Annotated in this window: 11 protein-coding genes and 3 tRNA genes; 5 read left to right on the top strand and 9 right to left on the bottom strand. The window is 53.4% G+C overall.

All coding sequences use genetic code 11. The annotated features are described in order from the left end of the window. Nucleotides 1-49: 49 nt before the first annotated feature. Nucleotides 50-1,012 carry an OmpA family protein gene (locus AO726_RS17995; RefSeq protein ID WP_058069490.1) on the top strand — a complete coding sequence of 321 codons (963 nt, stop codon included), beginning with the start codon at nucleotides 50-52 and terminating at the stop codon, nucleotides 1,010-1,012. A gap of 656 nt (nucleotides 1,013-1,668) precedes the next feature. Here the strand turns inward: AO726_RS17995 and AO726_RS17985 are convergent. From AO726_RS17985 to AO726_RS17970, 4 genes are all read right to left on the bottom strand, one after another. Next, the gene (locus AO726_RS17985; protein ID WP_058069488.1) at nucleotides 1,669-2,631 is read right to left on the bottom strand and encodes a bifunctional GNAT family N-acetyltransferase/nucleoside diphosphate kinase regulator; all 963 of its coding nucleotides are present in this window, start codon (nucleotides 2,629-2,631) and stop codon (nucleotides 1,669-1,671) included. 261 nt (nucleotides 2,632-2,892) lie between these two features. Then, nucleotides 2,893-2,977, bottom strand: a tRNA-Leu gene (locus AO726_RS17980). 53 nt (nucleotides 2,978-3,030) lie between these two features. Next, nucleotides 3,031-3,106, bottom strand: a tRNA-His gene (locus AO726_RS17975). Nucleotides 3,107-3,138: 32 nt separating this feature from the next. Continuing rightward, a tRNA-Arg gene (locus AO726_RS17970) sits at nucleotides 3,139-3,215 on the bottom strand. Between the two features lie 265 nt (nucleotides 3,216-3,480). On the opposite strand from AO726_RS17970, the gene folD reads away from it, so the two are divergent. Beyond that, nucleotides 3,481-4,335, top strand: a complete 855-nt coding sequence (folD, locus tag AO726_RS17965) for a bifunctional methylenetetrahydrofolate dehydrogenase/methenyltetrahydrofolate cyclohydrolase FolD (RefSeq protein WP_058069487.1) — start codon at nucleotides 3,481-3,483, stop codon at nucleotides 4,333-4,335. A 44-nt stretch (nucleotides 4,336-4,379) separates the two neighbouring features. Here the strand turns inward: folD and AO726_RS17960 are convergent, their stop codons facing one another. The 3 genes from AO726_RS17960 to AO726_RS17950 form a co-directional block, all read right to left on the bottom strand. Continuing rightward, nucleotides 4,380-5,780, bottom strand: coding sequence for a hypothetical protein (locus AO726_RS17960; protein WP_152987316.1), 1,401 nt, complete (start codon nucleotides 5,778-5,780; stop codon nucleotides 4,380-4,382). Between the two features lie 90 nt (nucleotides 5,781-5,870). Then, nucleotides 5,871-7,253, bottom strand: a complete 1,383-nt coding sequence (gene cysS / locus AO726_RS17955) for a cysteine--tRNA ligase (RefSeq protein WP_058069485.1) — start codon at nucleotides 7,251-7,253, stop codon at nucleotides 5,871-5,873. A gap of 63 nt (nucleotides 7,254-7,316) precedes the next feature. Continuing rightward, complete coding sequence (locus AO726_RS17950) at nucleotides 7,317-8,981, bottom strand: glutamine--tRNA ligase/YqeY domain fusion protein (protein ID WP_058069632.1); 1,665 nt, start codon at nucleotides 8,979-8,981, stop codon at nucleotides 7,317-7,319. A gap of 171 nt (nucleotides 8,982-9,152) precedes the next feature. Here AO726_RS17950 and AO726_RS17945 point away from each other — a divergent pair, with 171 nt between their 5' ends. After that, complete coding sequence (locus AO726_RS17945) at nucleotides 9,153-9,647, top strand: peptidylprolyl isomerase (protein WP_058069484.1); 495 nt, start codon at nucleotides 9,153-9,155, stop codon at nucleotides 9,645-9,647. After that, nucleotides 9,644-10,375: a UDP-2,3-diacylglucosamine diphosphatase gene (lpxH, locus tag AO726_RS17940; protein ID WP_058069483.1), complete on the top strand. Its 732-nt coding sequence runs from the start codon at nucleotides 9,644-9,646 to the stop codon at nucleotides 10,373-10,375. Before AO726_RS17945 ends, lpxH begins: the two co-directional genes overlap by 4 nt. Nucleotides 10,376-10,396: 21 nt before the next feature. Here lpxH and miaE read toward each other — a convergent pair whose 3' ends face one another. After that, nucleotides 10,397-11,002 carry a tRNA-(ms[2]io[6]A)-hydroxylase gene (gene miaE / locus AO726_RS17935; RefSeq protein ID WP_058069482.1) on the bottom strand — a complete coding sequence of 202 codons (606 nt, stop codon included), beginning with the start codon at nucleotides 11,000-11,002 and terminating at the stop codon, nucleotides 10,397-10,399. A 248-nt stretch (nucleotides 11,003-11,250) separates the two neighbouring features. Between miaE and AO726_RS17930 the strand changes: the two genes are divergently transcribed. Further along, the gene (locus AO726_RS17930) at nucleotides 11,251-12,114 is read left to right on the top strand and encodes a universal stress protein (RefSeq protein ID WP_058069631.1); all 864 of its coding nucleotides are present in this window, start codon (nucleotides 11,251-11,253) and stop codon (nucleotides 12,112-12,114) included. A gap of 34 nt (nucleotides 12,115-12,148) precedes the next feature. Here AO726_RS17930 and AO726_RS17925 read toward each other — a convergent pair whose 3' ends face one another. Further along, nucleotides 12,149-12,616 (bottom strand): DUF1289 domain-containing protein, encoded by a 468-nt coding sequence (locus AO726_RS17925; RefSeq protein WP_058069481.1) that lies wholly within the window; start codon nucleotides 12,614-12,616, stop codon nucleotides 12,149-12,151. Nucleotides 12,617-12,826: the final 210 nt, after the last annotated feature.

Raw genomic sequence — 12,826 nt, 5'->3', positions numbered from 1 at the left:
CTTGTTTGTCAGACAACTTACTGAGCACACAAGATAAGGGATTCTCGTAATGAAATTGAAAAACACACTCGGCGTCGTCATCGGTTCGCTGCTGGCCTCGTCCTCTCTCAGCGCACTGGCTCAAGGTCAAGGTGCAGTTGAAATTGAGGGCTTCGCCAAGAAACAGTACTTCGATAGTGCTCGTGAGTTCAAAAATGACGGCAACCTATTCGGCGGTAGCATCGGTTACTTCCTGACCGACGATGTTGAGCTGCGTCTGGCCTATGACGAAGTGCACAACGCTCGCGCAAACGACGGCAAGAACGTGAAGGGCGCCAACACCGCTCTGGACGCTCTGTACCACTTCAACAACCCAGGTGATGTGGTTCGCCCATACATCTCCGCCGGCTTCTCCGATCAGAGCATCGATCAGAACGGCCGCAACTCCCGCAACCGTTCTACCTTCGCTAACGTCGGTGGCGGTGCCAAGTTCTACATCACTGACAACTTCTATGCCCGTGCTGGCGTGGAAGCTCAGTACAACATCGACCAAGGTGACACTGAGTGGGCACCAAGCGTAGGTATCGGTGTTAACTTCGGTGGCGGCAGCAAGCCTGCTCCGGTTGTAGCAGCTGTTGAGCCGACTCCAGAGCCGACTCCGGTTGAAGAGCCGCTGGAGCTGGTACGTGTTGAGCTGGACGTTAAGTTCGACTTCGACAAGTCTTCCGTTAAAGAAGAAAGCTACGGCGACATCAAAAACCTGGCTGACTTCATGAATCAGTACCCACAAACCACCACCGTGGTTGAAGGTCACACTGACTCCGTAGGTAGCGATGCCTACAACCAGAAGCTGTCCGAAAACCGCGCAAACGCTGTTCGTGAAGTGCTGGTTAACCAGTACGGCGTTGATAGCAGCCGCGTAAGCGCTGCTGGTTACGGCGAATCCCGCCCAGTTGCTGATAACGCAACTGCTGAAGGCCGCGCTGTTAACCGTCGCGTAGAAGCTGAAGTAGAAGCTCAAGTTCGTCAGTAATTGAACTGAGTTTTACTAGAAAAACCCGGCAATAGCCGGGTTTTTCTTTGCCCGCTAAAAAGCACAACTGAAGATGAAGCATTAAAACGGTAAATCACCTGGAAAATAATAGATAAGGAGAGGGCTCTAGACCGCCAGCTTGTCTGCGACTTGATTAGCAGCAGGCTTTGAACTCATAGTCCGGCACTACTGATAATTGACAGAGCAGATCGCCGCAACCTCAAAACCCTCCATCACCGGCAGTCTGAGCGGCCTAGGCAGTACAACCGATCAGCATCCTCACGCAAGCCGTCACGTGGTTCAATTTTGCATGCCTCGCCACAGGCGCTCGATTGCAGTCCACCTGCAGTAGTATCAAATGCGAATCTAAATATTGCCCCCAGCAACAAGCTACTTGGTTTTCTAGCATTCTCTTCAGGTAGTCAAACGCGATTTGCTTGAACATGGATATGAGTTTGATAGGGCTGATTACGTGGAGGGTTAGTCTGTACGTTACTGACACTTCAATTCGCATAATGTATATTATGTTAAATAGAATGCAATATTGATGTAGACCTATGCACCACTTCAGGATCTGGTTCATTCCACTTCCAAATTTAAACAGCACGAGACCCGCCCCTTGGCCGGCCTCGCTCCTGAGTTTAATCAGTACACATCTAAAGATGGAAATCGCCTGCTGACTCAGGCTGGTAAAGCACCTTCCTGATTTGGATGCGACGAGTTCGATCTGAAATCCGCCAGTCGATGGAGTCTCCCTCCTGGTACCCCAGAATCGCAGCACCAATTTCAGAACAAACAGAATGCTTGCCTGCGCCGCTATCTGCATCTTCGGGATAGACCAACGCAACTTCCAACTCTTCGTCATCCAACTGTAATAAGGTGCGTGAGTTCATCGTTACAACATTCCGGGCAACCTTTTCCGGCTTAACGATAATTGCGCGTTCGAGCTCGTGCTCGAGGTCAATGACGGCCGGCCCCTGCTCAAACAGTATCAGGCTTTCAAGCCGCGACTTGTCGATTTCGGTAATGAAAATCCCCGCCGAGTCGCTCAAGGCACCTTTGCGCAAAAGCTGGAGATAATTCCCTGCTGTCATTGCGAATAACTTCAGTGCCGGGGACTCACTCTCAAGCTGAAAGCCGCTGCGCAGGAAGGCCTTCAGAGAGCGCACGTTATCGGGATGGATTTTGGCAATCAGTTTCTCTGCTCGCATGTCCAGAAAAGCCAACTTCATGCTTTCACTGATCGTCCGGGAGCCTAGGTTTTGCCCCCATTTAGCGCTGTCGCCGATGACGAGGACAATCTCGCAATCTGCGCCGGTCTTGATCAGCCGGACAAAACCAACAGGGTCATCATGCCGGTCATAGGCCATGAAAAATCGGCCGCCCCGGTTAAAAAGATGCGTAAGGATCGGCAGTTGCGTCCGATCGATAGCTTGTTCAATGGAGCGGGACACATGGCGCGAATCACTCAGATAACGGGTGACTCTTTCGTCTTCCAACCACTCCATCAACGTCAGCGCATGTGCCCGCGTAATCTCCGGACACAGCGAAATGAAAGGCTTGTTCATCTTCACCACACTCATTTGCAAAGAATGAAAGCCCTTCATGGCTACGGCCATGACGGTTCTTTCTGCGACCGGACATCTTAAGTCATAACGCGAGCAAAGCCGACCTTTCAGCACCCTTTTCTATGTCACACAGTACGAGGATTACAGGAAGAGTACTACCCTCCTACTCCCGCGCTAATTGCTGAGTAGAAAGAAGCCGTCAGGCTTCTTCCGCGCGGGAGATATACGAAAAGATTGAATTGCAGAAACAAAAAAGCCCTGAACAAGTCAGGGCTTTATGTATTTGAGTACTGGGAGTACCAGAGAATCAAATGGTGCGGACCGAGAGACTCGAACTCTCACGCCTCGCGGCGCTGGAACCTAAATCCAGTGTGTCTACCAATTTCACCAGGTCCGCATGTATCGCTTTATACGAAAACGCCAGGGTTTAACCTGGCGATTTCTTGAATATGGGGTGGACGATGGGGATCGAACCCACGACAACAGGAGTCACAATCCTGTGCTCTACCAACTGAGCTACGCCCACCATATTGCATTGCTTGAGCCAAGATCACCAAATGGCGCACCCGGCAGGACTCGAACCTGCGACCATCCGCTTAGAAGGCGGATGCTCTATCCAGCTGAGCTACGGGCGCTTACATCTGCTTGGCAGATCAAAGCTTTCGGCTCGGGAAAAAACTCTTCAGCTTCTACCTTTGCCGTCTTACCCAGCGACTGGCTGTGCTCGACAAGCGGGACGAATGTTATAGAGGTCTCTATAGGTCGTCAACAAAAAAATTCAAAAAAATTCAGTTATTTAAAGGAGTTACGTGAAAACCCTCGCCTCTGCCTTTGCCCCAAAGGCTGGTCATGCGAGAATACGCACCCTTTGTTCATTCAAGTAATGGTTAATCAAGCGCAATGACCGCCCAACTGATCGATGGCAAAGCAATTGCCGCCAACCTGCGTCAGCAGATTGCCCAACGTGTTGCCGAGCGACGCCAGCAAGGCCTGCGAGCACCGGGGTTAGCAGTAATTCTTGTTGGTAGCGACCCTGCGTCCCAAGTTTACGTCTCGCATAAGCGTAAAGATTGCGAAGAAGTAGGCTTTCTGTCGCAGGCCTACGATCTGCCGGCCAGCACGACTCAAGAAGAGCTGCTGTCGCTGATTGATCGTTTGAATGACGACCCGCAGATTGACGGCATTCTGGTTCAGCTGCCGCTGCCGGAGCATCTCGACTCATCTCCGCTGCTAGAACGTATTCGCCCTGATAAAGACGTAGACGGTTTCCATCCATATAACATCGGCCGTCTCGCCCAGCGCATGCCGCTGCTGCGTCCTTGCACTCCTAAAGGCATCATGACGCTCCTTGAGAGCACCGGTGCTGATCTATACGGCATGCACGCTGTTGTTGTGGGAGCGTCCAACATTGTCGGCCGGCCAATGGCACTTGAACTGCTGCTGGCGGGCTGTACTGTCACCGTCACACACCGCTTCACAAAAGACCTGGCAGGGCATGTCGGTCAAGCAGACATTGTAGTTGTGGCGGCTGGTAAACCCGGTTTGGTTAAAGGCGAATGGATCAAGCCTGGCGCGATCGTCATCGACGTTGGTATCAACCGACAGGAAGATGGCAAGTTAGTTGGTGATGTCACCTACGACACCGCCCTGCCTCGCGCTGGCTGGATTACTCCGGTTCCAGGTGGCGTTGGCCCTATGACCCGTGCGGGCCTGCTAGAAAACACGCTGCACGCTGCTGAACACCTACACAAATGATAAAAAGCCCTCCTGGCTTTGGCCGGGAGGGCTTTGGGTAGTGATCAGTCTGCTGCCTGAACTGAAAGCGTGAACCTGCCTGCGCCTCCGTCCACAGCCGACACTGTGGCGCGATATTCTCCGGCCTCAAGATAATGGCTAATACGGGCGTTAGTGCCACCACCGCTGTCGTCATCCTGCAATTCTACCCCCTGCCCCCTGAGCTCAAGCATCGCATCGAAGCTTGCTGATGATAGGTCAATCACGTAATTACCGGATGCCGGGATAACTATAGACGCTTGCCCTGCACGGTTCTGTGAGTGCGTTCCCTGGGCATATTGGCCTGGACGCACTGCCGTGAGCCGACTTTCGGAGGCTGGCATCTGGCGGTAGCTCAGATGAAAAATACCAGGCTGATCGTTGATGCTTTTAGCCTCAACCTGATACCGCCCCGGTAACAACAGCGCACTTAGCTTGGCATCAGAGCCGCCGCCGCTGTCATCATCTGTGAACTCTTGACCATTGCCGCTGAGCACGAGCAGTGAGTCGATCTCATCTGAGCGCATTTCCAATTGCACACGTGATGCTTGTTTGAGCTCAAGACTGTAGGTGACTGGAGCCATACTGACGAGGCCTGTTATGTTCTGCCCTGCGTGCAGCGTTCCGCTGTTGGTAAGTTTGATACCTTCAGGCAGGTTACGGCGATTTACGTCAAGCGTGTAAGCCCCCTTCGAACCATCCTCCAAGCCTTTTGCGCGCACTTGATAGGTCCCTGGTTGCAAATACAAGCTCAGTTTGGAGTTTGTGCCCTCGCCGCTATCATCATTCTCAGCGTTTATCCCACCGCCCTGCAGTGCCAGATGCGTATCAAACGCATCGGACACCATTGTCACGGTATAGATAGCAGGCTCTTTGACTGTTAACTGGTAGCTATTGCCCGAGTCAAGCAACTGGCCGGCGAAGCTGTCGCCTGCAGCCAGACTTCCGGCGTTGCGTGATTCAATAGGGCTCAACGAGAGTGTGAATGGACCATAGTCGGTAGCCCCACTACCACTGACCCCCAAGGTATAGGTGCCTGCGCTGGGCGCGACGAATGTCAGGCTATCAAGGCCCGGCCCTGCAACAAGCCGCCCCTCTGCATCGAGCAGTGTCAGTCGTGTGGCGAGTGCTTCGGACTGCTGAACGCGAATAGCACCACCTGCATTTACACTCAGGCCGTAACGCTCATATCGAGAGCCATCGTTGATATTGACGTTGCTTTGAGTGGTCAGCTCGCCATTGAGAGAAATAGGCTCACTGACACTAACTGTTGAGCGCAGCCCATTGCCTGCGCAGCCAGTTATGGCGACTGCCAATCCGGAGAGAAGAAAAAAACGCGGAACTGAGGCAAACGTCTTTCGCATATACCGTCCTTGATGTGTGTGGTGGGTAATGGCAATGTGCCGAGAGCTTTGCTCGCTCGGCACATTCACCCCAAAAGGATGACACAGATCGCACACGAAACGCGAAATGTGTCATAGCCACAGACTTGGAAAACTGCGCGTAATTTGGCTGATTTATTCTGCCAGTCGCCAGGTGGTCCCGCCTTTGCTGTCTTCGAGCACCACCCCCATCGACGTCAATTGATCACGGATACGGTCAGACTCAGCCCAGTTTTTCTCAGCCCGCGCCTGCAGGCGAGCCGCAATCAGGGCTTCGACCTCTGCCGAATCAACCTTGCCTTCGGCCCCAGCTTGTAAAAACGCCTCAGGCTCCAGCTGCAGAACCCCCAGTACACAGGCCAACATCTTAAGGCGAGCGGCTAATCCGGCCGCAGCCTGTACGTCAGAATCGCGGAGGCGATTGATTTCCCGCGCAAGTTCAAACAGAACAGCACAGGCCTCAGGCGAGTTGAAATCATCATCCATCGCAGCTGCAAAACGCTCAACATAGTCTTCACCGCCAGCAGCCTCAGCAGCAGGCAACCCTTTAAGCGCGTTATAAAACCGCTCAAGGGCGCTTTTGGCTTCGCGCAGGCTGTCTTCTGAGTAGTTGATCGGGCTGCGGTAATGGCTGGACACCAGCAGATAGCGAACCACTTCCGGGTGGTACTTTTCCAACACCTCACGAATGGTGAAAAAGTTACCCAGTGATTTGGACATCTTCTCGCCATCCACGCGTACTGCCCCCGCATGCATCCACGCATTAGCGTAAAGCTTGCCGGTGGCCGCCTCACTCTGGGCGATTTCATTTTCATGGTGCGGGAACACCAAGTCCGGCCCGCCACCGTGAATATCGAAGGTTTCACCTAAGCAACAAGTGGACATCACCGAACACTCAATGTGCCATCCCGGGCGACCTGCTCCCCATGGTGACTGCCAGCTCGGTTCGCCCGGCTTAGCGGATTTCCACAAGACAAAATCGAGCGGATCTTCTTTGATCTCATCGACCTCAATACGAGCTCCGATCTTCAGCTCATCAATTTTGCGGCGCGATAGTTTGCCGTAACCGACGAATTTGCCGACGCGGTAGTAGACATCACCGTTGCCAGGAGCATAGGCATAGCCTTTGTCGATCAGGGTCTGAATCATTTCGTGCATGCCCGCGATGTGATCAGTCGCCCGCGGCTCCTGATCTGGACGCAGCACATTGAGGCGCGCTTCGTCTTCATGCATGGCGGCGATCATGCGGGCGACCAGAGCCTCAAAGGGTTCACCGTTTTCATTGGCGCGCTTGATGATCTTGTCGTCGATGTCGGTGATATTGCGGACGTAAGTCACGTCGTAGCCGCGATGGCGCAACCAGCGAGTGACGACGTCAAAAGCGACCATTACCCGCGCATGACCAATGTGACAGAAGTCGTAAACCGTCATTCCGCACACATACATGCGTACTTGGTTACCCACTAACGGTTTGAATTCGTCTTTGCTTTTGGTCAGCGTGTTGTAGATGGAGAGCATCGAAATTCCTTGAGCAAGCCGCAGGCCGCGAGTGCGGCCTGGTTCATATCAAATCACCCGGACTTAAGCCCAGGAGTCACGCAGGGTGACGGTGCGGTTGAAGACCAAGTTGCCTGGCGCGCTGTCCTGGCTGTCTAGGCAGAAGTAGCCTTCGCGCTCAAACTGGAAGCGATCATCAACGCTCGCTGTAGCCAGGGATGGCTCGGCACGACAGCCTTTGAGTACAACCAGCGAGTCCGGGTTGATATTGTCGAGGTAGCTGCCGCCCTCTTCGGCCTTCTCTGGGTTTGCAGAACGGAACAGGCGATCGTACAGGCGCACTTCGCACTCAACGCTTTCTGCTGCCGGTACCCAGTGAATCACGCCCTTGACCTTGCGACCTTCAGGGTTCTTACCCAGCGTGTTTTCATCATAAGAGCAGCGCAGCTCAACGATATTGCCGTCGGCATCCTTAATGGCCTCGTCGGCACGAATCACATAGCTGCCACGCAGGCGCACTTCACCGCCCGGAATCAGGCGCTTGAAGCCTGCTGGTGGTACTTCTTCAAAGTCGCTGGCGTCAATGAAGATTTCACGGCTAAACGGCAGTACACGCACACCCATATCCTGTTTCGGATGGCGCGGCAGCTCCAACTGTTCAACCTGGCCTTCAGGGTAGTTGGTGATCACTACTTTGAGGGGCTTAAGCACGCACATGGCACGGCTGGCGTTGGCATCCAGGTCTTCACGGATAGCGAACTCAAGCATGCCGATATCGACCACGCCGCCAGCCCGGTTCACACCGATCATGTCGCAGAAATTGCGAATCGAAGCCGGTGTATAACCACGGCGGCGGAAACCCGAAAGCGTCGACATACGCGGGTCGTCCCAACCAGTGACGTGCTGCTCATCAACCAGCTGCTTGAGCTTGCGCTTGCTGGTGATGGTGTAGTTCAAGTTCAGACGGGCAAATTCATACTGACGCGGCTGTGCCGGAACCGGCAGCTGCTCCAGGAACCACTCGTACAGAGGGCGGTGATCTTCAAACTCAAGGGTGCAGATCGAGTGGGTGATGCCTTCGATGGCGTCCGACTGGCCATGGGTGAAGTCATAGCTTGGGTAGATGCACCATTTGTCACCAGTCTGGTGGTGATGGGCATGACGAATCCGATACAGGATGGGATCACGCAGGTTCATGTTCGGCGAGGCCATATCAATCTTGGCTCGCAGGGCGCGGGCGCCATCCGGGAATTCACCGGCTTTCATGCGGGCGAACAGGTCAAGGTTCTCTTCGACGCTACGGTCGCGGAACGGGCTGTTTTTGCCAGGTTCTGTCAGGCTACCGCGATATTCGCGAGCTTCTTCCGGGGACAAGTCGCACACGTACGCCTTACCAGCTTTGATCAGTTCGATTGCCCAATCGTGAAGTTGATCAAAGTAGTTGGAGGCATAACGCTCTTCACCAGCCCATTCAAAGCCCAGCCACTTCACGTCTTCCTTAATGGCATCGATGTATTCCTGATCTTCCTTGGCCGGGTTGGTGTCATCGAAGCGCAAGTTGCACTGACCACCGAACTCTTTGGCCAGGCCGAAGTTCAGGCAAATCGACTTGGCATGGCCGATATGCAGATATCCGTTAGGCTCCGGCGGGAAACGGGTGATGATCTTCGCGTGTTTACCCGCATCCAGATCAGCCTGAACGATGGGGCGAAGAAAGTTAGCTGCGGCGACAGTTTCTGGCTTGCTCATGGTGTCCTTGATCATTCGGGTGCGCGGCTCAGGGTAGGCCGACTAATACAAAGCGCTTATCATAGCCGAAGCTGTCAATCCCCTGACAGGCCCCAGACTGTCTCCAGCCCTTTAGTTGTCACTAAATACAGGCTGGACGGCTTCCGGTTTTACCGAAAGAGCGACTATTACATGATCAAGCTGCACACCAATCACGGCGTAATCACCATCAACCTGTTCGAAGACAAGGCTCCTGAAACCGCTGCCAACTTCAAGCAGTATGTTCAGGAGGGTCACTACGACAACACCGTTTTCCACCGGGTAATCAGCAATTTCATGATTCAAGGTGGCGGTTTTGAGCCTGGCATGAAACAGAAGCCGACCCGCGCGCCGATTAAGAATGAAGCCAATAACGGCCTTTCCAACAAGATCGGTACAGTGGCAATGGCCCGCACTATGGAGCCGCACTCGGCCTCTGCCCAGTTCTTTATCAACGTAGCTGATAACAACTTCCTCAATCACAGCTCTCCGACCGTCCAGGGGTGGGGCTATGCAGTTTTCGGTGAAGTGGTTGAAGGCATGGACGTTGTGAATGCCATTAAGGGCGTTGCGACCACCAGCAAATCCGGCCACCAGGACGTACCGGTCGACGACGTCATCATCGAACGTGCCGAGATCGTTGAGTGATATTGCTGATCTCAGATCTGCATCTCGAACAAGAGCGCCCGGATATCACCCGGGCGTTTCTCCATTTTCTCGAGACACAGGCAAGGCAGGCTCAGGCGCTTTATATCCTTGGGGACTTTTTTGAAGTCTGGATTGGTGATGACGCCATCACTGCTTTTCATCAGAAGATTGCCCAGGCGCTACGCCAACTGAGTGAACACGGCACTCAGGTATTCCTGATGCATGGCAACCGAGACTTCTTAATTGGCAAGCAATTCTGCCGACTAGCAAGCTGCACACTACTCCGCGACCCGGCCCTAGTCGACTTCAATGGCGAAAAGGTATTGCTCATGCACGGCGATAGTCTGTGTACGCAAGATATCGCCTACATGAAAATGCGCCGCTGGCTGCGCAATCCGCTTTCCCTGTTCATCCTGCGCAATCTGCCGCTCAGCACACGACAGAAGCTAGCTCGCAAGCTGCGTAATGAAAGCAAGCTGCAAACCCGTATGAAAGCCAGCGAAATCGTTGATGTCACAGCGAGCGAGGTCAGCCGAATCATGACCCAATACGGCGTGCAAACACTTATTCATGGACACACTCACCGGCCAGCGACCCATGCGCTGCAGATTGCTGGCCAACCCGCGCAGCGAATCGTACTAGGCGACTGGGATAAACATGGCTGGGTCTTGCAGGTTGACGCTGACGGATACCATCAGTCGTCATTTGCTTTAGAAGCCGAGGCCTGACGCCCCAGCTCTTCTATCGGTTTAAAACGCGGGAACACCGCTGTGAAAGCGGAATTCGCTGTCAGGTGACTCGACCAGCTCACGCTCAGCATCCCTGATACGGATGACAGCCTGATCAACATCACGCTCATCTCCATACTGATAGGCCAATTTCAAATATCCCTGAAAGTGCCGGGCCTCGCTCTTCAATAATCCCGCATAGAACTTGGCCAGTTCTTCGTCGAGATGCGGCACCAAAGCTTCAAAGCGCTCACAGCTGCGCGCCTCAATAAATGCGCCAACCACCAATGTGTCCACCAGCTTATACGGTTCGTGAGTCCGCACATGCTTGCGCAGCCCGGAAGCGTAACGGGCAGCAGAAACCGGTCTCAGCGGAATCTTGCGGCGCTTCATGATGCGCAACACCTGCTCGTGATGGACCAACTCTTCCCGCGCTAGGCGCGACATAGCATTGAGCAGGTCAACATAGGTGCTGTACTTGGCCATCAGGCTCAATGCCGTACTGGCCGCTTTAAACTCGCAGTTTTTATGATCGATCAGCAGCGTTTCTTGATCGGCCAAGGCTGCTGCTACCCAACCATCAGGTGTTGGGCAACCTAAAAAATCATTTATCTCAGGCAAATTCATTGGCGCACACAGGTTTCAGAATTATTAACCAAGCATCACTAGCCCGGCACAAGTCGCCATTATTGGCGGTAATGACAGCGTGTTTGGCGGAAAAATGCATAGACTCGCTGTAGGGTTAGACATAAAACAAAACAGCCATTATACGAATGGTGATCAGAAGCAAGAACATCTGTTCGATTGACACGCGTCAATCGCAAGCCAAATCAGCCGTTTATAGTGAATTTAAACAATCGTTTGAGGAGCTGGTCATGCAGGCAATACGCAGCATTCTTGTTGTAGTTGATCCATCACGAAGCGAAGACTTGGCCCTCAAACGCGCCAAACTAATTGCCAGTGTGACGCAGTCGCACCTACACATTCTTGTGTGTGACAAAAAGGCCGATCACAGCGATTTTCTCTGCTCGCTTAGCGAAAACCTCAAAGATGAAGGCTTTAGCGTCACAGCTCAGCAAGAGTGGCTGGAGACACTGCATCAAACCATTGTCCGCGTCCAACAGAGCGAAGGCTGCGGCTTAGTCGTCAAACAGCACGTCGCAGACAATCCGCTGAAAAAGGCGTTGCTGACGCCTGAAGATTGGAAAATCCTACGTTACTGCCCTGCTCCAGTCCTGATGGTGAAAACTGATACACCATGGACGGACGGAGTCGTTCTGGCGGCAGTCGATGTCGGTAACGCCGATGCTGCGCACCACATTCTGCATAGCAGTATCGTCAGCCACGGTTATGACATCGCCGCGCTGGCAAAATCCGAGCTACACGTCATTTCCGCTCACCCTAGCCCAATGCTCTCAGCGGCTGATCCGACCTTCCAACTCAGCGAAACCATCGAGGCTCGCTATCGCGAACACTGCAAAGCCTTTCAAAGCGAATACGACATCAGCAACGAGCGCCTACACATTGTCGAAGGTCCGGCTGATGTGCATATCCCGCAAACCGCCAAACAGCTGAAGGCAAGCGTCGTGGTCATGGGAACAGTGGCGCGCACGGGGCTATCCGGCGTGTTGATTGGCAACACCGCTGAAGTAGTTCTGGATAGCCTTGAAACGGATGTACTGGTCCTTAAGCCCGATGACATCATCGGTCATTTAGAAGATCTAGTGGCGCAACACTGATGCATCGCTTCTGGCCGTCGCGGGCGGCCAGAAGTTATTCAAGTCCGTTCTGCAGAAAACGAGGCGCGATATAGCGCTCATAATGCGCTTCAGACAGAAGGAAGAACTCCCGATCAATTGCATCGCGTACATCAGGCAATGACCAGTCGCGAAACTCGGGCAGCAACACCACACCATACGCATCCAACTGATTAATCACCCGCGCACCTCTGGCTATTAACTGGTAAGCCCAGCAATACGGCGACTGCTGAGGGACAAACCGAATTTGCCGTTGCTCAAGTTGAAATCGCAGTCGGCCCGGGTCAAATACCACAAGCTTGGCGGCAATAACTTGCACAAGCAGCGCTTCGAGACGATGCCAGACAGCCTGTTTCTGCTCTTCTGTATAAGCGTTCCAACTAGTTACCTCATGGTGAAAACGCTTACACCCACGACACACCAAATCCCCGTAAACAGTGGAACAGAGGCCGATGCATGGGGTTTTGATACGCTGATTTGACATTACGCAGGACAAGTACGAGTAGCGGACAAGCGGGCATATTAGCCCTTTGTCTGTAACAGATCACCCCAGAGCCGACTTAACTTTGATAAAGCTTTCCAGTAGAATCTTCCGGCCAATCTTTTGGCTGCAACGTCCGTTGGAAGCTGTTTTCAAAGCGTCACGAGCACAGTCGATCCTGCAGGTTGGACGTTGGTGCAGCGCCGAGAGTTA

This window comes from Pseudomonas sp. TTU2014-080ASC (genome assembly GCF_001446935.1).
Lineage (GTDB): Bacteria > Pseudomonadota > Gammaproteobacteria > Pseudomonadales > Pseudomonadaceae > Aquipseudomonas.
The sequence above is the reverse complement of the archived record's forward strand: the minus strand, read 5'-3'. Positions and strand labels throughout refer to the sequence as shown.

What these genes read in the sequence shown, in the direction of transcription:
- AO726_RS17925 (WP_058069481.1), bottom strand. Translation starts at nt 12,616, where the DNA reads ATGTCAAATCAGCGTATCAAAACCCCATGCATCGGCCTCTGTTCCACT.
- miaE (WP_058069482.1), bottom strand. Translation starts at nt 11,002, where the DNA reads ATGAATTTGCCTGAGATAAATGATTTTTTAGGTTGCCCAACACCTGAT.
- AO726_RS17950 (WP_058069632.1), bottom strand. Translation starts at nt 8,981, where the DNA reads ATGAGCAAGCCAGAAACTGTCGCCGCAGCTAACTTTCTTCGCCCCATC.
- AO726_RS17945 (WP_058069484.1), top strand. Translation starts at nt 9,153, where the DNA reads ATGATCAAGCTGCACACCAATCACGGCGTAATCACCATCAACCTGTTC.
- AO726_RS17930 (WP_058069631.1), top strand. Translation starts at nt 11,251, where the DNA reads ATGCAGGCAATACGCAGCATTCTTGTTGTAGTTGATCCATCACGAAGC.
- folD (WP_058069487.1), top strand. Translation starts at nt 3,481, where the DNA reads ATGACCGCCCAACTGATCGATGGCAAAGCAATTGCCGCCAACCTGCGT.
- AO726_RS17995 (WP_058069490.1), top strand. Translation starts at nt 50, where the DNA reads ATGAAATTGAAAAACACACTCGGCGTCGTCATCGGTTCGCTGCTGGCC.
- cysS (WP_058069485.1), bottom strand. Translation starts at nt 7,253, where the DNA reads ATGCTCTCCATCTACAACACGCTGACCAAAAGCAAAGACGAATTCAAA.
- AO726_RS17985 (WP_058069488.1), bottom strand. Translation starts at nt 2,631, where the DNA reads ATGGCCGTAGCCATGAAGGGCTTTCATTCTTTGCAAATGAGTGTGGTG.